This window comes from Brevundimonas sp. AVps31, assembly GCF_058681355.1.
Map to the genome: position 1 here is coordinate 3478950 of NZ_CM178736.1, position 19967 is coordinate 3498916.

Below are 19967 nucleotides of genomic sequence, written 5' to 3' on the forward strand. Positions count from 1 at the left end.
CACGCCTTTTCGCCCTGCGCGGTCGTGTTTGATTTGAAGTTGGAGTCTTCTCGTTTTCGACCGGAATTGAAAAAAAACGAATTCACCCGCCCTTGAACTGCAGCTCCGCGAGGTGGGCGTACAGTCCGCCCTTGGCGATCAGGGCGGCGTGCGTGCCCTCCTCGACCACCCGGCCGTCCTCCATCACCACGATGCGGTCGGCGCGCAGCACCGTCGCCAGACGGTGGGCGATGACGATGGTCGTGCGGTTCTGCATCGCCTGATCCAGCGCCGCCTGCACCAGCCGCTCGCTCTCGGCGTCCAGCGCCGAGGTGGCCTCGTCCAGCAGCAGGATCGGCGCCTCGCGCACCAGCGCCCGGGCGATCGCCAGACGCTGCCGCTGGCCGCCGGACAGGCTCTTGCCGCGCTCGCCCAGCGGAGTGTCGAACTGCTCCGGCAGGGCCTCGATGAAGCCCAGCGCCTGGGCCTCCTCGGCGGCGGCGCGGACCTCGTCCACGCTCGCATCCTCGCGACCGAAGCGGATGTTTTCCAACGCGGAACCCGAGAACAGCGGGGCCTCCTGCGACACCCAGGCGAAGCGATCCCGGACCTCGACCGGATCGGCGTCGCGCACGTCCACCCCGTCCACCGACACCACGCCCGACTGCGGATCATAGAAGCGCAGCAGCAGGCGGAAGACGGTCGACTTGCCCGCCCCCGACGGCCCGACCAGCGCCACCGTCTCGCCCGGTCGCACCGTCAGGCTGAAACCCTTCAGGGCGGGCAGGTCGGGACGACCCGGATAGGCGAACCCCACCGCCGACATCGACACCTCGCCCGTCGCCGGCTGCGGCAGGGCCGTGGGCGTCGCGGGGGCCGCGATGGCCGCCTGCGCCCGCATCAGTTCGTCGATCCGCTCCATGGCGCCCGCGGCCTTCTGCACATCGCCCCAGCTCTCGCCCAGCGCTCCCACGGCGCCCGCCGCGAACACCGACAGCAGCACGAACTGCAACAGGGCGCCCGGGCTCATCCGCCCGGAGATCACGTCCTGCGCGCCCAGCCACAGCACCAGGGTCACGCCGCCGAACATCACCACGATGATCATGGCGGTCATCAGCGCCCGCGCCTTCATGCGGATCAGCGAGGCGCTGAACGCATCCTCGACCGCCGCGCCGAAGCGGTTGACCGAGGTGGCGACCCGGCCGAAGGCCTGCACCGTCTCGATGGCGTCCACGCTCTCGCCCGCGAAGCCGACGGCGCTGGCGAACCGGTCCTGGGTCGCCACGGTCAGCTTGCGTACCCGGCGGCCGAACAGGAAGATCGGCCCCAGCAGCAGCGGCACCACCAGCAGCACCAGCCCGGTCAGCTTGGGACTGACCACGAACAGCAGGATGGTGCCGCCGATCAGGGTCAGGAAGTTGCGCAGGGCGAACGACACCGAGGTCGTCATCAGCGTCTCGACCAGGGCGATGTCCGTGGTCAGGCGACTAAGGACCTCGCCGGTGCGGATCTTCGCATAGAAGGCGGGATCCAGCGTCAGGATGCGGTCGAACAGCCCCTTGCGCAGGTCGGCCACGACGCGCTCGCCCGTCTTGGTCACATAGAAATAGCGGACCGCTGTCGCCAAGCCCAGGAAGACGGCGTTGGCGCCCAGCACCAGGAACCAGACGTTCAGCCCCGCGCCGCCGTTCTCGAACCCTTGGTCGATGGCCCCCCGCGCCGTCGCCGTCAGGCCCAGCGAGGCCGCGGTCGAGAGAATCAGCCAGACCGCCGCCATCGCCAGATGGCCTTTGTGCTTCAGGGCGTAGGGCAGAAGCCGGCCCAGCGGCCGCACATCGCGGCGTTTCTCGCGCCGGTCGCCCGCCTCGGACATCTGTTCGGCCAGCAAGGCGCCCGCTCCGGGCCGTCCCCGCAGGTCGGCGTCGTGGGTCGTGGGCGCGTTTGTATCGGTCATGGCCGCGCCTCTTGCCCCGGATCGGCCCCCGGTGTAAACGCCGCCGCTCACTCCCGCCGCTTCCGTGGCGGGTTTCTCATTTTACGCGCACCGACGGTCGGCATCGTCACCGCGCAGCGACCGGACGACGACCATGAAGGCGGATACGCACCCCGACTACCACTTCATCACCGTGGTGATGACCGATGGCAGCTCCTACCAGACCCGTTCGACCTACGGGAAAGAGGGCGCGACCCTGAACCTGGACATCGATCCCTCGACCCACCCGGCCTGGACCGGCGGCAACCAGCACATGCTGGACCGCGGCGGCCGCGTTTCGCGCTTCAACAACAAGTTCGCCGGCTTCATCAAGAAGTAGGCGGCTTCGGGTCTGGCTTTCCAGCCACACCCACAGCGCAACACGACACAGAAGGCGTCGGTCCCGCGGACCGGCGCCTTTCTGTTTGGCCGGAACGCCGATAATGTCCCGGCGTTGGACCTTCGGGGCGTGGGCGTTGTGTCCGTGCGACGAAACGGACGAAGAGCGACGTGATGAATCGACGGCAATTGGGTCTGGGCGCGGCGATTTCGGCGCTGGCGTCCTCGGTCGGCGCGGGCGCGCTGGCGCAGACCCGTGATCCGGGCGCGGTCGCCTTCTACGACAGCTTCAACGACCAGCTGGCCCGCCTTCCCGCCGCGATCCAGCCGGACGTGCGCACCTTCTACGAAACCAATGGCTGGCGCCCGGTCTGGACCGCCGATCGCCTGCGCGCGCTCCAGTCCTCCGCCGGCCGCGCCGAGCGGCACGGCCTGTCCCAGGCCGACTTCTTCGACTTCGCCGCCCTGTCCTCCGACCGCAACAGCGGTGAGATGAAGACCACCGCCGCGGCTCTGACCTATGCCCGCGTCCTCGCCGAGGGCCGCGTCCGGCCCGAGACGGTCGAGGATCTGTGGGAGATGCAGAAGAACCGCGTCGACCTGCCCGCCGGTCTGAACGACGCCCTGGCCACCAACCGCCTGCTCGACTGGTTCGAGGGCCTGGCCCCGACTGACATCGGCTATTCCAACCTGTCCGCGGGCTATGTCCGCTATCGCCGCCTGATCAGCAGCGGCGGCGGCTGGCCCGCCTTCCGCGTCGGCGCCAACATCGAACCGGGCGGCAGCGACAGCCGCATCCCCGCCATCGTTCAGCGCCTCGTGGCCGAGGGCGACCTGTCCGCCGCCGACGGCGCGCGGATCAGCGCCATGGGCAATGTCTACGGCCCCGACCTGCAAGCCGGCGTCCGCAGCTTCCAGGCCCGCCACGGCCTCGGCGCCGACGGTCGCATCGGCACGGGCACCCAGCGCTCGCTGTCCGCCTCCGCCGAGGACCGCGCCCGCCAGATCGCCCTGAACCTGGAACGCCGCCGCTGGCTGAAGCGCGAAGTCCAGGCCGAACGGATCGAGGTCAACACCGCCGCCGCCATCATGGTCTACTGGAAGGACAACCGTCCGGTTCACTCCAACCGCGTCGTCGTCGGCTCGCCCGAGAACCAGACGCCCAGCCTTGAGAAGCCGTTCGCCTCGGTCGTCGCCAATCCGCCCTGGTACGTCCCGGCCGGCATCGCGCGTCGCGAGATCCTGCCGCGCGGCCCCGGCTATCTGGCCAGCCAGAACATGTACGTCCAGAACGGCACGGTCATCCAGCGCGCCGGTCCGACCGCCGCGCTCGGCTATGTGAAGTTCGAACTGCGCGACAGCTACGCCATCTTCCTGCACGACACTCCGTCCAAGGCGGCCTTCAACCTGTCCATGCGCCAGCGCAGCCACGGCTGTGTGCGGGTCCAGAATGCGGTCGACTTCGCCCGCCTGCTGCTGTCCCCCGATCCGGCCCTGCTGGGCCAGTTCGACACGGCCCAGGACACGCGCGAGACCAAGCGGATCCAGACCGGTCGCGAGATCGGCGTGCGTCTGCTCTACTGGACCGCCTTCGTCGACGGTCAGGGCCGCGTCGCCTTCCGCGAGGACGTCTACGAGCGTGATTCCAAGCTGGCGCAGGCGCTGGGCATCGGCGTCAGCCTGCCCCGCGCGGTCGATGACGGCCGCAACGTCGCCAACGACGTCGGGCCGTAGGGTTCAGGGGATCGACCGAACGTCGATCCTTACCGAACTGCAGCTTGCCGCAACGATATCGACGCGTTGAAGCATGCGGCTGGTTATATAGCCTCCGCGCTGCCGGTAGATGCCCTCGGCATCCCGGCAGACGATGATGAAGCTGTTGTCCGAAAAGCGGGCGGTCCGGATCACCCGACGCCTCGGCGCAAGCTCCCCCGCCCAGGAGAACTGGCCCGCGTTGGCGGTCTCGACCGACAGGTTCAGGGCCGTATCGCTGCGGTTATCGATAATGACCAGCGCGCGCCCGCTGAAGACCCACGCCATCGCCAGACCGACCACGACGGCGGCGGTGACGCCCAGAGCGATCAGCAGTCGCCACTTGCCCTTCACTGACGGAACGCCGCCGTCAGTCGATCAAGCTGGCTCTGCACCGGATTGATGGCCTCTTCCTCGGGCGCGTCGACGTACATCTTGCGGTCCAGATGCAGGACGCGGTCGTACAGGCGCTCGGACCGGACCAGATACTCGACGAGGGCGATGGGCAGTTCCGCGTGGGTCGGCTCGGCCTCGATCTTGCGCTCGGCCAGACGATAGCGAGGCTCACACGCGAGCCGCGCTGACATGTCCCCTTCCCGCACCGCCCGCTGCACCAGCAGCCAGGACGCGATCTGCATCAGCCGCGTCGTCAGCTTCATGCTCTCGCCCGCATAGGCCAGAGCCGCCGCGCGCGACAGCAGCTTGGACTCCCGGCGGCCGTCCCCGTCCAGATAGGCGGCGGTCTCCTCGACCAGTTCCATGCCCTCCCGGAAGGTGCGGTCGAACAGTTCCGAACGCGCGAAATCGTCCACCACCGCTTCGCGGCTGCGGCCTGTCGACGTCAGGAGGGTGGGGTCGTCGTTAGACATGAACTCAGCCAAACTCATGGAATACAAGCATCCGTATCACGGCCGGCACGGTTGCGCGCGGTCGGACAGCCGACTGCAACGCCCGTGCCATGCACGCGACCGGGGAAAACGATCAGCCCTTGAAATTGAACAGCGCATCCGCGGCGTTACGCTGGGATGACTTGCCGTCGATGGCGGCTTGCGAGCGCGCGACCTCGGCCTGCAAGGTCTCGATCCGATCCTTCAGATCCTCGACAGAATAGCCGTCCAGATCTTCGCGTGTCAGGGCGATCAGCGGCGCGCCGCGCGCCGGCCGGGGCTCCAGATCCTCGAACATCATCGCCTCCTTCGTGGCCAACAGGGACGCCAGCCCCTATCTGAACCCCCGGACACGGACGATTGCAAGGACGAGACGGCTCATGCGGGTGATCGAGATCGCGGGCGGCGCGGGCCCTGCGGAAGCGCTGACGCTTTCGAACCGGCCTGATCCGGTCGCCGGGCCGGGACAGATTCGCATCCGTGTGCGCGCCGCGGGCGTGAACCGTCCCGATTTGCTCCAGCGCAACGGCCTCTACCCGCCCCCGCCGGGCGCGCCCGATATTCTGGGTCTGGAGGTCGCGGGCGAGGTGGATCAGATCGGCGCCGGCGTGACCCGCTGGACTGTCGGCGACCGCGTCTGCGCCCTGCTGGGCGGCGGCGGCTACGCGGACCTCGTGATCGTGGACGCGCGTCACGCCCTGCCCGTCCCGGAAAGCCTCGACGTCGTTCAGGCCGCCGGCCTGCCCGAAACCGTCTGCACCGTCTTCGCCAATGTGTTCGAGGCGGGCGGGCTGAAGGCGGGCGAAACCCTGTTGATTCACGGGGCCACCAGCGGAATCGGCGTCACCGCCATCGGGATGGCCAAGGCCGCGGGAGCCAGGGTCATCGCGACGTCGCGTGGGGCGGCCAAGACCGAAGCCGCCAGCGCGCTCGGTGCGGACCTCAGCCTTGACGCCACGGCGGGCGACATGACGGCGGCCATCCGCGACTTCGGCGGGGCCGATGTCGTGCTGGACATGCTGGGCGCGGACTATGCCGAACTCAATCAGGCGGTGCTGAAGCCCTTCGGTCGCTGGGTGGTCATCGCCACACTGACCGGGGCGATGGCGCAGATCGACCTGATGAAGCTGATGCTGAAGCGGATCGTCCTGACCGGCTCGACGCTGAGGGCGCGTCCGGCGGACGAGAAGGCCCGACTGATCGCGGCGGTCGAGGCCATAGCCTGGCCTTGGGTCGCGTCCGGCGCGCTGCGCCCCCCCGTTGACGCCGTCTTCCCTCTGGAAGAGGCCGCACAGGCGCATCGGCGGCTGGAGGGCGGCGACCACATCGGCAAGATCGTGCTGACGACCTGAATCACGACGGGCTTCTTCCAGGTCGCCCCGGGAAGAAGCCCTTCAGATCGACCTACCAGCGACCGCCGTTGCCGCGGCCCGCAGGGCGCAGCGACGAGATCCGGTCGTTGAGGCCCGAGTTGTTCAGGTTGCGGACGTCCCCCTGAAGAACCCGGCAGGTCCCCCGGTAGTAGGCGTCGGTGCAGACCTCCCAGGCGCCCCGCAGCTGCATCGAGCTGATGCGGTCGTTCAGGCCGGAATTCGCAAGGTTCGGCACGCCGTCCTGGAAGGTCAGGTTGCCGCCGCGATAGTCGGCGTCGCGATAGACGGTGATGGACGACCGGCCGCCCCAGCCGCCGCCATTTCCGGGGCCGCCATTGCCGGGACCGCCGGGACGTCCCGGGCGATCCTCGTACTCGCCCCGAACCGGGCCGCAGACCAGCAGGCCGTCGTCATTGCGAATTTCGTAGTTGCCGCAGCGGTTCAGCTCGATCGACGTGCCGCGAACCTGTCCGCGGCGCGTCTGACAGTCGGCGTAGAGCCGGCCGCGATTCACATATTCACCGCTGCAGGAGTCACGGTAGTCGCCGCGGGGCGCAACACGCTCCTGGCCACCGCCCGTCGCCGGCGCCCGTTCCGGGCCGCCGTTTGACATCAACGCAATCGCCGCAAGGGTCTCGATAATCATGTGGTCCTCCCAGAGCCCGGTTGACGCATGAACGCGTCGATGGACCCAATGTTCAACAGCCAAGGTGAACCGTAGCTGTATGGCTCTGTTCGGGATCGTTTCTTTTTCTCGCGAATAGGCCTATATCCATACCATCGCGCCCGGCCGAAAGGTCGGGCGCCGTCGTATCCGGAAGCCGCCAGACCTCGGTCGTGGCGGCTCCAAACCTGAGAAGCGAACACGCGCATGACCGACATTCTGATGCCCAAGGCCACCGCGGTCTGGATGGTCGACAACACCTCGCTGACGTTCGAGCAGATCGCCGATTTCTGCGGCCTGCATCCGCTGGAAGTGCGCGGCATCGCCGACGGCGACGTGGCGCGCGACATCCGCGGCGTCGATCCGATCACCGGCGGCCAGTTGACCCGCGAGGAACTGGACAAGGCCCAGACCGATTCCGGCTACATGATGAAGGCCGTGGTCAGCCGCCACGCCGAACTGATGAAACAGGCCAAGCCGGCGCCGAAATACACCCCGGTGTCGCGCCGTCAGGACCGTCCGGACGCCATCGCCTGGTTCGTCCGCAACCACCCGGAAGTGACTGACGCGCAGATCTCCAAACTGCTCGGCACCACCAAGGCCACCATCGAGACCGTGCGGAACCGCACCCACTGGAACTCGGCCAACATCAAGCCGGTCGATCCGGTGACCCTCGGCCTCGTGGGTCAGCTGGCCCTGGACGATCTGGTCCGCAAGGCCGCCGACAAGAAGGCCAAGGACGACGCCAAGAAGGGCGGCGCCACCCTGCAGGCCGTCGACGCGCCGGTCGAACCGGTCGAGCCGGAATTCGTCCCGGAAGAACGCACCCGCCGCGGCGCCGAGCCGACCGCCGAATCGGTCTTCGGTTCGCGCGACTAGAACAAAGTGCCTCCCCCGCCGGGGGAGGGGGACCGCGCAGCGGTGGAGGGGCGGATCCGAGCGCTTGATCGACACCCCTCCGTCTCGCCGGCTTCGCCGACGACCCACCTCCCCCAGGTGGGAGGAACAAAAAACGGCCCCGGAGAGCGATCTCCGGGGCCGTCGTCATTTCAGAAAGCGTGGGCCTTTAGCTCCGCGCCTCCAGACTGGTGATCTCTTCCTTGAGCCGAAGCTTCTTCTGCTTCAGTTCCCTTACACGAAGCGGGTCCGTGGCCGGGTTTCGGGTCTCCCGCTGGATGGTGTCATCCAGGCTGCGGTGACGGTTTCCCAGTTCGCGGATACGAGCTTCGATGGTCATGGCTTGCGCCTCCATGTCTAAGGGATCACTAGAGTGAGCGCCCGGCTTGACCGCCTGTAGAATCACATTCCGGTGAGGCTGGCGGCCTTCCGGACCGCCCGACCCTGGAGCCCGAATTGGCCGAAGATGTGAACGGAGCCGTACGGAACCCCGTCCGCCGGCTTATCGTCGGAATTTCCGGCGCATCCGGAATAACTTATGGCGTCCGCGCTCTCGAGGCCCTGAGGGAGCTCGGGGTCGAAAGTCACCTCGTCCTCACCCGCGCGGCCCTGCTGACTTTGTCGCAGGAGACCGATCTGTCCGCAGACGATCTGACCGGTCGCGCGGACGTGGTGCACAAGCTGAATGACGTCGGGGCCACCATCGCCTCCGGGTCCTTCCGGACCATGGGCATGTTGATCGCGCCCTGCTCGGTGCGGACGATGAGCGAGATCGCCACCGGCGTGACCTCGACCCTGCTGACCCGCGCCGCCGATGTGGTTCTGAAGGAGCGCCGCCCGCTAGTGCTGATGGTGCGTGAGACTCCGCTCCACCTCGGCCACCTGCGCACGATGACCGCCTTGGCCGAGATGGGCGCCGTGATCGCCCCGCCCCTGCCCGCCTTCTACACCAGGCCCGCGTCCATCGCCGAGATGGTCGACCAGTCGGTCGGTCGGGCGCTGGACGTGTTCGGTCTGGACTGGTCGGCGGTAAAGCGCTGGGACGGCCTGAAATGAGCGGCGACGCCGGCGCCGAAAGTCTGTGGGACTGGTCTCTCCGTGTCTGGAACGCTGAGGGCGTTCCGACCGCGGGTCTCGATCTGCAGGATGCGCAGGGCCAGAACCTGCCGCTGCTGCTCTGGGCCGCCTGGTGCGCGCAGACAGGCCGCGCCCCGGACGCCGACGACATAGACGCCGCCTGCGACACCGCCCGCGTCTGGCAGGAAACCACCGTCGCGCCCTTGCGCACGATTCGCCGGACCCTGAAGGCCCGCATCCCCGACTATGACGACCACGACCGCGAAGCGATCCGGGCCCAGGTCAAGGCCATCGAACTGGACGCCGAGAAACGCCTTCTGGCTGCGCTTCAGGCTGTCGCTCCGGCCGTCTCGGGCGCCCCCAGGCCGGTCTTCAGCGCTCTGGTCGCGGTGGCGCGGGCGTGGTCGCCGATTACGCCGCGCCGGTCACTCGAACTCCTCGCCGAACGCCTTCCGGCCTGACCGGCGGCGCGCTATAACCGTCCGGTCCGGGGTGCCAGTATGAACGACGACGAACCGTTTCTGTCCGAGGAAGACCTCGCGCTTCGCGCGCGGCTGAAGGAGCTCCAGCTGGAGCACGCCGACCTCGACGCCTCCATCGACGCGCTCGGCCGTATGCCCATTCCCGATCAGCTGATGATCGCGCGCCTGAAACGCAAGAAACTGACCCTGCGCGACGAGATCGTGAAGGTCGAGAACCGCATCCTGCCGGATATTATCGCCTGACGCTCAGGGGCTTACCGCCCCTTCTTGCGCACCCACATGGCGGCGTCCGCCTCGGCCAGCCAGGTTTCCGGATCGGCCTGGCCGGCATAGGCCCGCACGCCGAAAGAGCCCCCCAGTCCGGCGACCTGCCCTTCATATTCAAACGGCTCGCTCTCCAGCGCGGCGGCCAGACGGCGGGCCTTCTCGCGGCCTTCGTCCAGCCCGGCGCTGAGCATCAGCAGGCCGAACTCATCCCCGCCCAGTCGGCCCAGGGCGTCGGACTCGCGCAGGTTCGCCTTCATCAGCTCGGCGACATGCACCAGCGCCGCGTCGCCGGCCGCGTGGCCCAGCCGGTCGTTGACGCCCTTGAAGCCGTCGAGGTCGAGGTAAAGCAGCACCGCCGGGGTGTCGTGGCGCTGGCAATAGGCCATGGCGCTCTTCATCTGGGCCACGAAGCCGCGCCGGTTCAGGGCCGGCGTCAGGACGTCGTGATCCGCCGCCGCCTCCGCCGCCTCGGCGCGCGAACGCAGCGCCTCAAGCTCGGCGCGCAGCCGTTCGATCTCGGCATAGGGGTCGATGGCGGCCGCGTCGGTCACAGGGGAAAGGCGCTCTACGACCGGCGACTCAACACGTCCGGCCCGACCGGAGCCTAACGCCGTCGGTTGCGGGCGCAACGCGAGTCCTGTATCGCGCCGCTTTCCGCGAGAGGGTGTGTGTATGGCGACCGAAACCCCGCCGGTAGCGATCATCATGGGCAGTCGGTCAGACTGGCCGACCCTGAAACACGCCGCCGACGCCCTCGACGCCCTCGGCGTGGCCTGGGACGCGAAGGTCGTCAGCGCCCACCGCACCCCCCAACGGCTGGTCGAGTTCTCGACCGGCGCCCGGGCCGCGGGCTTCAAGGTCATCATCGCCGGGGCCGGCGGCGCGGCCCACCTGCCGGGCATGGCCGCCTCGATGACCGAGCTTCCCGTCCTCGGCGTGCCGGTCCAGTCCAAGGCGCTCAAGGGTCTCGACAGCCTGCTGTCCATCGTCCAGATGCCCGGCGGCGTGCCGGTCGCCACCCTGGCCATCGGCGAGGCGGGCGCGAAGAACGCCGGCATCCTCGCCGCCCAGATCCTGGCGTTGAACGATCCGGCCCTGATGGACCGGCTGACCGCCTACCGCGACGCCCAGACCGCCTCCGTGCTCGAAACGGTAGAGGACTGAGTGGCCGACCTGCCCCTGCCCCCCGGTTCCACCATCGGCATCCTCGGCGGCGGCCAGCTCGGCCGCATGCTCAGCCAAGCCGCCTCACGCCTCGGCTTCAACGTCGTCATCCTGGATCCGGAGGAGAACAGCCCTGCGGGCCGCGTCTCACAGGGTCAGATCGTCGCCGCCTACGACAATCCGACCGCGCTCGCCGTGCTGGGCCAGACCTCGCAGGCCGTGACCTTCGAGTTCGAGAACGTCCCCGCCTCCTCGGTCGAAACCCTCGCCGGCAGCGGCGCTCAGGTAGCCCCCGGCCCCCGCGCACTCGCCGTGGCGCAGGACCGGGTGGAGGAAAAGACCTTCCTGAACAGCGTCGGCGCCACCACGGTCGATTTCGCCGCGGTGGACAGCCTCGACGACCTGCTGGCCGGTCTGGAGCGTCTGGGCGCCCCCGCCCTGCTGAAGACCCGTCGTGACGGCTATGACGGCAAGGGGCAGGTCTGGGTCCGCTCGGCGAAGGAAGCCGCCGACGCCTGGCACGCCATCGGCGAACGCCCCGCCATTCTGGAGGCCAAGGCCGCCTTCACCCGCGAACTGTCGGTGATCGCCGCCCGGGGCCGCGACGGCGCCCTGGCCGTCTATCCGCTGGGCGAGAACATCCACAAGGGCGGGGTCCTGAAGACCACCCTCGCCCCCGCCGCCGTCGATGCGAAGACCGAGAAGCGGGCCAAGGCCATCGCCAGGGCCATCCTCGACGGCCTCGACTATGTCGGCGTCATCGGCGTGGAACTGTTCGATCTCGGCGAGGGAAGGCTGCTGGTCAACGAGATCGCGCCGCGCGTCCACAACACCGGCCACTGGACCCAGGACGGCTGCGTCTGCGACCAGTTCGAACAGCACATCCGCGCCATCGCCGGCTGGCCTCTGGGCCCGACCACGGCCCATTTCCGTGTCGAAATGACCAATCTGCTGGGCGACGAGGTCGACCAGTGGACGAAGCTGGCCGCCAAGCCCGACATGCGCCTGCACCTCTACGGCAAGGCCGAAGCCCGGCCGGGTCGTAAGATGGCGCATGTGAACCGGTTGAAGCCGCTCTAGGCTCTCCCGCTCCCACCGGGAGAAGGATCAGCCCTTCGCCCCGTACCGCATCCGGCTCAGCACCCCCGCCACCTTTCGGAGCGGTGCGTCGAAGTCCTTGCCGGCCTTCCACTTCTCGAAGGTCATGACGTTCTCGATGCGGGCGGCGACGAAGGCCTCGGCGCGCTCCCGGCCGTCGAACAGGCGCATGGTCAGGGCGGGGATCAGAATGCCCGACAGGATGGTGCGCTTGGAAAAGTGGTTCCAGTCGGTGGCCGTGTCCCCCGCCCAGACCCACAGATGGTCCGCGCTCTCCCACGCCAGCTTCAGGCCCAGGTCGGCATTGACCGGCAGGGCCAGGAAGGCGGCGCATTTCCTCGACGCCTCCAGATCGGCGGCGCCCGCCTCCAGCCGTTCGGACACGGCCCGGGCGATTCGCTCGCGCATCTTCAGCGACCCGGCCTCCACCTGCGACAGGGCGGCCAGCGCCCGGTCGTCATGCCGACGCGACAGCAGGGCCGCCAGATCGCGCGCGCCGTTGGGCAGCAGCAGCTCCTCGTCGCCCACCGAAAGCCCCTTGTCGGCGCAGGCGGCCCGCACCAGCCGCGCATTCCAGCCCAGCGCGGGCGCGCGGGCGATGGCGGCGTCCAGAACGGCCTGCTCCATCGCGTCCGCCCAATCCCCGGCGGAAGCTTCGTTCGACAGGTGTGGTGCGTCGGTCATGTCCCCACCATAAGCCCGTCCTGCGGGCGTTTCGACCCTTCACAATGTGCCGCGACGATCTGGACAGGCCGGGCAGGCTCGTGTATCAGCCCGCCTTCATCCGCGGACCCCGTTCGCCGGAAGACGATTTTTATTTGTTCGCCCGTCTCCCTCACAGGACGCGGCGGGCGGCCAAAGGAGAGTTCAACCTGGTACAGATTTTCGTTCGCGATAATAACGTCGATCAAGCGCTCAAAGCCCTCAAGAAGAAGATGCAGCGCGAAGGCAGCTTCCGTGAAATGAAGCGCCACGTGCATTACGAAAAGCCGTCGGAAAAGCGCGCCCGTCAAAAGGCCGAAGCTGTCCGTCGCGCCCGTAAGCTGGCCCGCAAGCGCATGCAGCGCGAAGGCCTGCTGCCGGCTCCGAAGCCCCGCGTGCCGGGCGGTCGTTAAGACCCCGCCGCAAGGCAGACAGATCAAGGGCCGCTCCGGGAAACCGGAGCGGCCCTTTTCTTTTGGCTTCACCGCCCCCATCGCCCCTCTGAGGCGATGGGGAAACGGAAGACGCCCCTAGCGCCCCCCGCCCCGGATCGCTCCGACGAAGCTCTTCCAGCTCAGCTTGACGTCCGACAGGGCGCCGGCCCGGAAGGCCCGGCCCGAGACCCAGATCATCAGCAGGGCGAAGGCCACCATCCCGGCCATGGCGCCGACCAGCTCGATCATCGGCGGATCAGACGGCAGGCGCGCCATCATCAGGAAGGGCGTGAAGAAGGGCACCAGCGACAGGATGGTCACCAGCGGCGCGTCCGGCGTGCGGATGGCCATCTGCATGGTGATCATGGGGATCACCAGGATCATCATGATCGGCCCCATCAGGGTCTGGGCGTCCCGCGGCGTCTCGCAGAACGAGCCGATGGCCGCGAACAGCACCGCGTACATCAGATAGCCCCCGACCATGAAGGCCACGAACCAGCCGATCAGGCCGCCATGCAGCAGCACCTGCCCGATCTCATAGGCCACGTCCGGCACTGTAGACAGCAGTCCCGCCGCCCCGATCCCGCCCCAGGCCAGCAGCACCGTCAGGGTCAGCAGGGCCACGCCCAGCACCTTGCCCGCCAGGATTTCGGTGGCCGAGGCGGAGGACAGCAACACCTCCAGGATCTTGTTCGACTTCTCCTCCATCACGCTGTTCAGCAGGATGGAGGCGCCGGTGATGATCAGCGACCACAGCAGGAAGCCGCCGCCCAGACCGATGAAGACCGGCAGGCGGTCGCGCAGCGACACCTGACCGCCCTCCGCCGCCTTGGGCGAATAGGCCGTCACCTCGGGCCGGAAGCGCTCGGTCTGCTCGACGACCGAGGCGTCGATGCCTTCCGCGCCGAAGACGGCCTGCCGATTGGCGGACTTCATCGAGTCACGCACGAAGTCCTCGACGGTGTCGTCGGTGGCGCGGGCGGTCCAGACGCGCGCGCCGGGCCTGCCGTCCTCGCGGGTCAGGAAGACCACGGCGTCCAGCCGCTCGCCCTTGGGCTTGTCTTCCGACAGCGCGGCACGCACGGCCTGGACCTGGGCCTCACCCGTGGTGGAGGTGATCTCGGCCGGGGTCGGAACCAGTCGCAGGCGCGGGCGGGACAGGGCGGCCATCGCGCCGTCGCCCACACCGGCTTGCGGCGGGGCGCCGGCCTTCTGCGCCTTATCGGCGGCTTCGCGCGCACGCTCGGCCTGACGGTCGGCGTCGCGTTGCAGCGATTCCCGGATGGCCGAGGCCAGCCCCTGTGCGGCGGGCCCGTCCTCAACGATGGCGACAGCGCGGACAGGCTCGGAGGTGCGCATCAGCACAGGCAGCGCGCCGCCCAGCACCGCGAACAGCGGGAAGGCCAGCAGCGACAGCCAGAAGCCGACGGTCATGGCGTAGGCGGCGTACTCGCGCCGCGCGATCAGGAGCGTGCGTTTCATCGGGCGGCCTCCACGGCGGTCGGCTTCACGGTCTGGTCGACATCCGGCCGATCGCCGGTCAGGTCGATGAAGGCGTCATGCAGGGTCGGTTCGCGCAGTTCGAAACGCCGCACGTCCATGCCGCTGACGAAGGCGGCTTTCAGCGCCTCCTGTCCATGCGCGCCCTGGGCCATCGCGGCCTTCAGCACCCGCACCCCGTCGGCTTCCGAGACGATCTCGACTTCCCTCACGCCCGGCAGGCGCGCGGCCTGATCCGGATCGATGGCGCCCTCCAACTCCAGGAACCGGCGCGAGGTCGCCCGCGCCTCGGTCACCGTGCCCTCGAAGGCTTTCCGCCCCCTCGCCAGCAGCACGACCTTGTCGCACAGCCGCTCGGCGTGCTGCATCACATGGGTCGAGAACAGCACCGTGGCTCCGTCGGCGGCAAGGCCGCGGATCATCTGCTCGAGTCCCTGCTGGTTGACCGGGTCGAGCCCCGAAAACGGCTCGTCCAGGATCACAAACTCCGGGCGGTGCACGACAGACGAGATCAGTTGCACCTTCTGGGCCATCCCCTTGGACAACTCCTTCATCTTCTTGCGCTTGGAGGCGCCCAAGCCCTGGGCGTCCAGCATCTCCCTGGCCCGCTTGCGTCCCTCGCTCAGCGGCAGCCCCTTCAGGGAGCCGAAGAAGGCGATGGCGTCCACCGGCGTCATCTTCTTGTAGAGGCCGCGCTCTTCCGGGAGGAAGCCGATCTGGTCGCGCACCTTGCGGCCGTCGTCGGCGCCGAGGATCTGGATCCGGCCCGAGGTCGCGGGCTGCAGACCCAGGATCATCCGCAAGGTCGACGTCTTGCCCGCCCCGTTCGGCCCCAGGAAGCCGCAGATCGAGCCTTTCGGAACCTCAAAGCTGAGGTCGCGCACGGCCTGGAACTCCCCGTATCGCTTGCTCACGCCTTCCAGCGTCAATGCCGCCGTCATAGCCCCCTCCATCTCTGATGAAGGGAATTGTAGGGGTGTAAAGGACGTTTGACAACCCGATCCGGCGCATCCCCCGGATCGTTTGTCATGAATTCCGTGTCATGTTCACAGTCATACGAGTCGCGCTTTCCGTGCGCCGTGCCGGACGCATGATGCCCTACGAAGCCGCACAGTCTCCCGTCGCCCCGTCCTCGGCCTCCCGGCTCTGGACGGTCGGCGCCGGTGCGGGCGTATCGGTGACGGTCATGCTGCTGCTGGCCGTCTTCAATCCCACAGTGGCGCCGGAACTGATCGGCGGCGCCCTGCTGGTCGGCGTCTTCACCTGGGCCGTCAACCGGCGCCCCCGCCGCGCCGGCGCCCTCCATGAGGTCCCGGAGGACGCCGCGCCTCCGCGGGTCGAGGCTGCGGATCCGCGCCTTCTGGACAATGCCTTCGAGGCCTTGGCCGATCCGGTGCTGGTGGTGTCGGGCGGCGAGGCGGACGACATCGCGGGACGCCGGGTCGTGCTGGCCAACGCCGCCGCGCGCGAGCTTTTCCGCATCCAGCGCGAGGGCGCCCTGCTGGTCTCCGCCGTGCGGGAGCCCACCGTGCTGGAAGCCGTGGACGAGGCCCTGTTCGGCGGCATCGCCCGCACCACCGACTATTCGGGCGTCGGCGCCCAGACCCGTCACTGGCGCGCCCTGACCCGTCCCCTGCCCGCCCCGGCGGGCGAAGGCAGCCTCGCCATGCTGGTGCTGCGCGACGAAACGGACGTGCGCCGTATGGAGTTGATGCGCGTCGACTTCCTCGCCAACGCCAGCCACGAACTGAAGACCCCGCTGGCCTCGCTGTCGGGCTTTATCGAAACGCTGAAGGGCCATGCCCGCGACGATCCCAAGGCCCGCGACCGCTTCCTCGACATCATGGCGGTCCAGGCTGATCGCATGAGCCGGCTGGTCGCCGACCTGCTGTCGCTCAGCCGTATCGAATTGAACGAGCACGTGCCGCCGTCGGGCCGGGTCGATCTGGCGCGGGCCGCCGATGACGTGATGGACGCCGTCAGTCTGCTGTCCGCCGAACGGTCCGTGACTGTGGTCATGCAAGACCGCGCCCTGTCCGCCCCCGTTCACGGCGATCGCGACGAGATCGTTCAGGTGGTCCAGAACCTGGTCGACAACGCGATCAAATATTCGACCGCCGGCGACACCGTCGACATCGTCATCCGACCCGACGTGACACTGGACGAAGCGGCCGCCCCCTGGTCAGGCGGCAATCGCGAAGGGGGCGTCACCCGTCTGCCGCTGGTCACGCCGGACCGGGAGCCCGGCAACCGCTACGCAGCCATCACGGTGCGCGACCACGGCCCGGGCATGGCCCGCGAACACCTGCCCCGCCTGACCGAGCGCTTCTATCGCGTGGAGGGCCAGAAAAGCGGCGACCGATCCGGCACGGGCCTGGGCCTCGCCATCGTCAAACACATCGTCAACCGCCACCGCGGCGGGCTGACGGTCGAGAGCGCACCCGGTCAGGGCGCGGTCTTCACGGCCTATTTCCCGGTCGCCCCGAAACGCCCCGAGGCCGGCGACACGCCCGCAACGTGACGCCCCTGCGACAACGGGCCTGACGGCGTAACAGAACTGTCACGTAGCCGTCTTAATCCGCTGACCATTCAAGGGCAGTTTCCGCCGCGGGGCGAACCGGGCGACCGGACTGTTCCGATTCTCCTCCCGGACCCGCATGACCTGGCTCTTTCTGCCGATTCTGATCGCCGCAGCCGTCGCCGCCTATCTGGGCGCGCGGACCCTTGCGACGCGTCGCGCCCGGAGCGCCAAGGCCCATTCCCGGCCGGCCCAGCACGGGGCCTACGCCCTGATCTGGACCGCCGTCCCCGCCCTCGTCGTCCTGCTGGGCGCCTCCATCTTCTCGGCTCCGGTCGAGCATCAGCTGATGGCCTCCGGCGCGCCTGAAGCCGTCCAGCAGCTTGAGCCCTTCCGCCGTCAGGCCTTCTACGCCGACGCCCAGGCCGTCGGCGCCGGGCGTCAGACGATGCAGATCTGGCCCGCCCCCTATTCCGAGCTGCTGCCCGCCGAGGGCCAGCGCGCCGCCCGCATCCATCTGATGCTGTCGCTGGCGGGCGTGGTCGGCGCGGCGCTGGCCGCCCTGCTCGGCGCCCTGTTCGTATTCAGCCAGATCCGGCCCGAGATGCGCGCCCGCAACCGGGTCGAGGGCTGGATCGTCGGCGCCCTGTTCGCCTGTTCGGCCGTCGCGGTCCTGACCACGGTCGGCATCGTGGCCTCGCTGGTCTACGACTCGATCCGCTTCTTCAGCTCCGTACCGATCACCGAGTTCCTGTTCGGAACCCAGTGGAGCCCCCAGACCGCCATCCGCGCCGATCAGGTCGGCTCCTCGGGCGCCTTCGGGGCCCTGCCGCTGTTCGCCGGCACCTTCCTGATCATGATCATCGCCATGATCGTCGCGGCGCCGGTCGGCCTGTTCTCGGCCATCTACCTGTCGGAGTATGCGGGTCCGGTGTTCCGCGCGACGGTCAAGCCGATCCTCGAAATCCTCGCGGGCGTCCCCACCGTCGTCTACGGCTTCTTCGCCGCCCTGACCGTCGGCCCCTTCATGCGGGTCTTCTTCAACACCATCGGCAGCTGGTTTATCGGCGGACCGCTGGACGGTCTCGGCCAGTATCTGATGCTGGTCCAGAACCAGATGGCTCTCGTCGCGGGCGGCGTCATGGGCATCATGCTGATCCCCTTCGTCAGTTCCCTGTCGGACGACATCATCAACGCCGTGCCCCAGTCGCTGCGGGACGGCTCCTACGCCATGGGCGCGACCAAGTCAGAGACGGTCAAGCGCGTGTTGCTGCCCGCCGCCCTGCCCGGCGTCGCCGGCGCCATGCTGCTGGCCATGTCGCGGGCCATCGGCGAAACCATGATCGTGACCATGGCCGCCGGCCTCGCCGCCCGCCTGACGCTGAACCCGCTGGAGACCGTGACCACCGTCACCGTCCAGATCGTCACCCTTCTGACCGGCGACCAGGAGTTCAACAGCCCCAAGACGCTGTCGGCCTTCGGTCTCGGACTGAGCCTGTTCCTCGTGACCCTGCTGCTGAACATCGTCGCCCAGCGCATCGTCCAGACCTACCGGCAGCAATATGACTGACGCCGCCGACCACACCCCCGTCGTCGCGGACGTTCGCACGGATCGCCTGCGCGCGGGCCTGAAGAAGCGTTATGCGCGCGAGTTCCGCTTCCGCCTGTACGGCCTGCTGGCCATCGGCGTGGCCGTCGGCTTCCTGCTGCTGCTGCTGGGCCGGATCATCGATCAGGGCCACACGGCCTTCTACACCCACACCATGACCGTGCCGGTCTACATGGACCCGGCCCGCGTCGACCGCGCCTATCCGCAGGGCAGCAATTTCGAACTTCTGGTCGCCGAACAGCAACTGGCCCGCATGGGCGAGCAGGACGACGCCGCGGGCACGAAGGCGCGGGCCATGCGCGGCCTGTTCTCGTCGGAACTGAAGTTCGCCGCGGCCGACCGCGTCACCCGCCAGCCCGCGCTGATCGGGCAGACGGTGATGATCGCCGCCCCGGCATCGGACGACGCCGACCTCTACTTCAAGGGCGAGATCTCCCGGGCCACGCCGTCCGACCAGCGCCGACTCTCGGATCAGCAGATCGCCTGGCTGGACCGCATGAAGACCGAGGGCCACGTCTCGGCTCACTTCAACTCCGCCCTCTTCACCAAGGGCGACTCGACAGAGCCCGAGCTCGCCGGCGTCCTGGGCGCCGTGATCGGCTCGGCCCTGATGCTGCTGGTCACCGCCCTGATCGCCATCCCGCTGGGTGTCGGCGCGGCGCTGTATCTTGAAGAGTTCGCGCCCAAGGGCCGGCTGACGGACATCATCGAGGTGAACATCAACAACCTCGCCGCCGTGCCGTCGATCATCTACGGCCTGCTGGGTCTGGCCCTGTTCATCAACTGGATGCACCTGCCCCGCGCCAGTCCGCTGGTCGGCGGTCTGGTGCTGGCCCTGATGGCCCTGCCGACGATCATCATCGCCACCCGCTCCTCGCTGAAGGCGGTGCCGCCGTCGATCCGCGAGGCCGCGCTGGCCATGGGCGCCTCCAAGACCCAGACGGTCTTCCAGCACACCCTGCCGCTGGCCATGCCCGGCGTGATGACCGGCGCCATCATCTCCATGGCCCACGCCCTGGGCGAGACGGCCCCCCTGCTGCTGATCGGCATGGTCAGCTTCGTGCCGGGCCTGCCGCACAGCATCGTCGAGCCGGGCGGCGCCATGCCCTCGCTGATCTACATCTGGGAGAATGCGTCCGAGCGCGCCTTCCACGAGCGGACCGCCGCCGCGATCCTGGTCCTGCTCGCCTTCATGATCGTCATGAACGCCGCCGCCATCCTGCTGCGCCGGCGCTTCGAACGCCGGTGGTAAG

At 68.6% G+C, this 19967-nt stretch carries 23 protein-coding genes; 13 read left to right on the forward strand and 10 right to left on the reverse strand.

The genetic code is table 11. From position 1 onward, the window contains the following. Positions 1 to 82: 82 nt before the first annotated feature. Entirely contained in the window at positions 83 to 1933 is a 1851-nt protein-coding gene (locus tag ACW174_RS17105; RefSeq protein ID WP_492015559.1) for an ABC transporter transmembrane domain-containing protein, read from the reverse strand. Positions 1934 to 2066: 133 nt separating this feature from the next. Between ACW174_RS17105 and rpmE the strand changes: the two genes are divergently transcribed. Beyond that, complete coding sequence (gene rpmE, locus ACW174_RS17110) at positions 2067 to 2291, forward strand: 50S ribosomal protein L31 (protein WP_492015560.1); 225 nt, start codon at positions 2067 to 2069, stop codon at positions 2289 to 2291. Between the two features lie 173 nt (positions 2292 to 2464). Continuing rightward, a complete protein-coding gene (locus ACW174_RS17115; protein WP_492015561.1) occupies positions 2465 to 4024 on the forward strand; it encodes a L,D-transpeptidase family protein in 1560 nt (519 codons plus the stop codon). Between the two features lie 3 nt (positions 4025 to 4027). On the opposite strand, the gene ACW174_RS17120 is transcribed toward ACW174_RS17115, so the two are convergent. From ACW174_RS17120 to ACW174_RS17130, 3 genes are all read right to left on the reverse strand, one after another. After that, entirely contained in the window at positions 4028 to 4396 is a 369-nt protein-coding gene (locus ACW174_RS17120) for a hypothetical protein (protein WP_492015562.1), read from the reverse strand. Further along, on the reverse strand, positions 4393 to 4911 hold the full coding sequence (gene rcdA, locus ACW174_RS17125) for a protease adaptor protein RcdA (RefSeq protein WP_492015563.1): 519 nt from the start codon (positions 4909 to 4911) through the stop codon (positions 4393 to 4395). The genes ACW174_RS17120 and rcdA overlap by 4 nt, the downstream gene beginning before the upstream one ends. A 112-nt stretch (positions 4912 to 5023) precedes the next feature. Continuing rightward, positions 5024 to 5248: a DUF1192 domain-containing protein gene (locus tag ACW174_RS17130; RefSeq protein ID WP_492015564.1), complete on the reverse strand. Its 225-nt coding sequence runs from the start codon at positions 5246 to 5248 to the stop codon at positions 5024 to 5026. A gap of 61 nt (positions 5249 to 5309) precedes the next feature. Between ACW174_RS17130 and ACW174_RS17135 the strand changes: the two genes are divergently transcribed. Next, the gene (locus ACW174_RS17135) at positions 5310 to 6281 is read left to right on the forward strand and encodes an NAD(P)H-quinone oxidoreductase (protein ID WP_492015565.1); all 972 of its coding nucleotides are present in this window, start codon (positions 5310 to 5312) and stop codon (positions 6279 to 6281) included. A 52-nt stretch (positions 6282 to 6333) separates the two neighbouring features. Here the strand turns inward: ACW174_RS17135 and ACW174_RS17140 are convergent, their stop codons facing one another. After that, positions 6334 to 6948, reverse strand: coding sequence for a beta/gamma crystallin-related protein (locus ACW174_RS17140; protein WP_492015566.1), 615 nt, complete (start codon positions 6946 to 6948; stop codon positions 6334 to 6336). A gap of 225 nt (positions 6949 to 7173) precedes the next feature. Between ACW174_RS17140 and ACW174_RS17145 the strand changes: the two genes are divergently transcribed. After that, on the forward strand, positions 7174 to 7845 hold the full coding sequence (locus ACW174_RS17145; RefSeq protein ID WP_492015567.1) for a DUF1013 domain-containing protein: 672 nt from the start codon (positions 7174 to 7176) through the stop codon (positions 7843 to 7845). A gap of 187 nt (positions 7846 to 8032) precedes the next feature. On the opposite strand, the gene ACW174_RS17150 is transcribed toward ACW174_RS17145, so the two are convergent. After that, on the reverse strand, positions 8033 to 8203 hold the full coding sequence (locus ACW174_RS17150; RefSeq protein ID WP_492015568.1) for a YdcH family protein: 171 nt from the start codon (positions 8201 to 8203) through the stop codon (positions 8033 to 8035). Between the two features lie 128 nt (positions 8204 to 8331). Here ACW174_RS17150 and ACW174_RS17155 point away from each other — a divergent pair, with 128 nt between their 5' ends. Genes ACW174_RS17155 through ACW174_RS17165 form a run of 3 tightly spaced genes read left to right on the forward strand, consistent with a single transcriptional unit; the run spans position 8332 to position 9665 of the window. Further along, entirely contained in the window at positions 8332 to 8919 is a 588-nt protein-coding gene (locus ACW174_RS17155; RefSeq protein WP_492017310.1) for a UbiX family flavin prenyltransferase, read from the forward strand. After that, a complete protein-coding gene (locus ACW174_RS17160; RefSeq protein WP_492015569.1) occupies positions 8916 to 9401 on the forward strand; it encodes a TIGR02444 family protein in 486 nt (161 codons plus the stop codon). Before ACW174_RS17155 ends, ACW174_RS17160 begins: the two co-directional genes overlap by 4 nt. Positions 9402 to 9440: 39 nt before the next feature. Then, positions 9441 to 9665 carry a YdcH family protein gene (locus tag ACW174_RS17165; RefSeq protein ID WP_492015570.1) on the forward strand — a complete coding sequence of 75 codons (225 nt, stop codon included), beginning with the start codon at positions 9441 to 9443 and terminating at the stop codon, positions 9663 to 9665. Between the two features lie 11 nt (positions 9666 to 9676). On the opposite strand, the gene ACW174_RS17170 is transcribed toward ACW174_RS17165, so the two are convergent. After that, positions 9677 to 10240: a GGDEF domain-containing protein gene (locus tag ACW174_RS17170; protein ID WP_492015571.1), complete on the reverse strand. Its 564-nt coding sequence runs from the start codon at positions 10238 to 10240 to the stop codon at positions 9677 to 9679. A 121-nt stretch (positions 10241 to 10361) separates the two neighbouring features. Here ACW174_RS17170 and purE point away from each other — a divergent pair, with 121 nt between their 5' ends. Next, a complete protein-coding gene (purE, locus tag ACW174_RS17175; RefSeq protein ID WP_492015572.1) occupies positions 10362 to 10853 on the forward strand; it encodes a 5-(carboxyamino)imidazole ribonucleotide mutase in 492 nt (163 codons plus the stop codon). Further along, on the forward strand, positions 10854 to 11933 hold the full coding sequence (locus tag ACW174_RS17180) for a 5-(carboxyamino)imidazole ribonucleotide synthase (protein WP_492015573.1): 1080 nt from the start codon (positions 10854 to 10856) through the stop codon (positions 11931 to 11933). It begins immediately after the preceding gene. Positions 11934 to 11960: 27 nt separating this feature from the next. Here ACW174_RS17180 and ACW174_RS17185 read toward each other — a convergent pair whose 3' ends face one another. Further along, positions 11961 to 12635, reverse strand: coding sequence for a COQ9 family protein (locus ACW174_RS17185; RefSeq protein WP_492015574.1), 675 nt, complete (start codon positions 12633 to 12635; stop codon positions 11961 to 11963). Between the two features lie 188 nt (positions 12636 to 12823). Here ACW174_RS17185 and rpsU point away from each other — a divergent pair, with 188 nt between their 5' ends. Beyond that, on the forward strand, positions 12824 to 13066 hold the full coding sequence (gene rpsU, locus ACW174_RS17190) for a 30S ribosomal protein S21 (protein ID WP_492017311.1): 243 nt from the start codon (positions 12824 to 12826) through the stop codon (positions 13064 to 13066). 117 nt (positions 13067 to 13183) lie between these two features. Here the strand turns inward: rpsU and ACW174_RS17195 are convergent, their stop codons facing one another. Next, positions 13184 to 14569, reverse strand: coding sequence for an ABC transporter permease (locus ACW174_RS17195; RefSeq protein WP_492015575.1), 1386 nt, complete (start codon positions 14567 to 14569; stop codon positions 13184 to 13186). Beyond that, positions 14566 to 15528 carry an ABC transporter ATP-binding protein gene (locus ACW174_RS17200; RefSeq protein WP_492015576.1) on the reverse strand — a complete coding sequence of 321 codons (963 nt, stop codon included), beginning with the start codon at positions 15526 to 15528 and terminating at the stop codon, positions 14566 to 14568. The genes ACW174_RS17195 and ACW174_RS17200 overlap by 4 nt, the downstream gene beginning before the upstream one ends. Before the next feature lie 152 nt (positions 15529 to 15680). Here ACW174_RS17200 and ACW174_RS17205 point away from each other — a divergent pair, with 152 nt between their 5' ends. The 3 genes from ACW174_RS17205 to pstA all read left to right on the forward strand — a co-directional run bounded on the left by ACW174_RS17205 (position 15681) and on the right by pstA (position 19966). After that, complete coding sequence (locus tag ACW174_RS17205; protein WP_492017312.1) at positions 15681 to 17108, forward strand: sensor histidine kinase; 1428 nt, start codon at positions 15681 to 15683, stop codon at positions 17106 to 17108. 136 nt (positions 17109 to 17244) lie between these two features. Further along, a complete protein-coding gene (pstC, locus tag ACW174_RS17210) occupies positions 17245 to 18675 on the forward strand; it encodes a phosphate ABC transporter permease subunit PstC (RefSeq protein WP_492015577.1) in 1431 nt (476 codons plus the stop codon). After that, a complete protein-coding gene (gene pstA / locus ACW174_RS17215; protein ID WP_492015578.1) occupies positions 18668 to 19966 on the forward strand; it encodes a phosphate ABC transporter permease PstA in 1299 nt (432 codons plus the stop codon). The genes pstC and pstA overlap by 8 nt, the downstream gene beginning before the upstream one ends. Position 19967: the final 1 nt, after the last annotated feature.

What these genes read in the sequence shown, in the direction of transcription:
- ACW174_RS17140 (WP_492015566.1), bottom strand. Translation starts at nt 6,948, where the DNA reads ATGATTATCGAGACCCTTGCGGCGATTGCGTTGATGTCAAACGGCGGC.
- rpmE (WP_492015560.1), top strand. Translation starts at nt 2,067, where the DNA reads ATGAAGGCGGATACGCACCCCGACTACCACTTCATCACCGTGGTGATG.
- ACW174_RS17135 (WP_492015565.1), top strand. Translation starts at nt 5,310, where the DNA reads ATGCGGGTGATCGAGATCGCGGGCGGCGCGGGCCCTGCGGAAGCGCTG.
- ACW174_RS17205 (WP_492017312.1), top strand. Translation starts at nt 15,681, where the DNA reads ATGCCCTACGAAGCCGCACAGTCTCCCGTCGCCCCGTCCTCGGCCTCC.
- ACW174_RS17145 (WP_492015567.1), top strand. Translation starts at nt 7,174, where the DNA reads ATGACCGACATTCTGATGCCCAAGGCCACCGCGGTCTGGATGGTCGAC.
- rcdA (WP_492015563.1), bottom strand. Translation starts at nt 4,911, where the DNA reads ATGTCTAACGACGACCCCACCCTCCTGACGTCGACAGGCCGCAGCCGC.
- ACW174_RS17115 (WP_492015561.1), top strand. Translation starts at nt 2,465, where the DNA reads ATGAATCGACGGCAATTGGGTCTGGGCGCGGCGATTTCGGCGCTGGCG.
- ACW174_RS17185 (WP_492015574.1), bottom strand. Translation starts at nt 12,635, where the DNA reads ATGACCGACGCACCACACCTGTCGAACGAAGCTTCCGCCGGGGATTGG.
- pstC (WP_492015577.1), top strand. Translation starts at nt 17,245, where the DNA reads ATGACCTGGCTCTTTCTGCCGATTCTGATCGCCGCAGCCGTCGCCGCC.
- ACW174_RS17200 (WP_492015576.1), bottom strand. Translation starts at nt 15,528, where the DNA reads ATGACGGCGGCATTGACGCTGGAAGGCGTGAGCAAGCGATACGGGGAG.
- ACW174_RS17150 (WP_492015568.1), bottom strand. Translation starts at nt 8,203, where the DNA reads ATGACCATCGAAGCTCGTATCCGCGAACTGGGAAACCGTCACCGCAGC.
- ACW174_RS17105 (WP_492015559.1), bottom strand. Translation starts at nt 1,933, where the DNA reads ATGACCGATACAAACGCGCCCACGACCCACGACGCCGACCTGCGGGGA.
- pstA (WP_492015578.1), top strand. Translation starts at nt 18,668, where the DNA reads ATGACTGACGCCGCCGACCACACCCCCGTCGTCGCGGACGTTCGCACG.
- ACW174_RS17195 (WP_492015575.1), bottom strand. Translation starts at nt 14,569, where the DNA reads ATGAAACGCACGCTCCTGATCGCGCGGCGCGAGTACGCCGCCTACGCC.
- ACW174_RS17165 (WP_492015570.1), top strand. Translation starts at nt 9,441, where the DNA reads ATGAACGACGACGAACCGTTTCTGTCCGAGGAAGACCTCGCGCTTCGC.
- purE (WP_492015572.1), top strand. Translation starts at nt 10,362, where the DNA reads ATGGCGACCGAAACCCCGCCGGTAGCGATCATCATGGGCAGTCGGTCA.
- ACW174_RS17160 (WP_492015569.1), top strand. Translation starts at nt 8,916, where the DNA reads ATGAGCGGCGACGCCGGCGCCGAAAGTCTGTGGGACTGGTCTCTCCGT.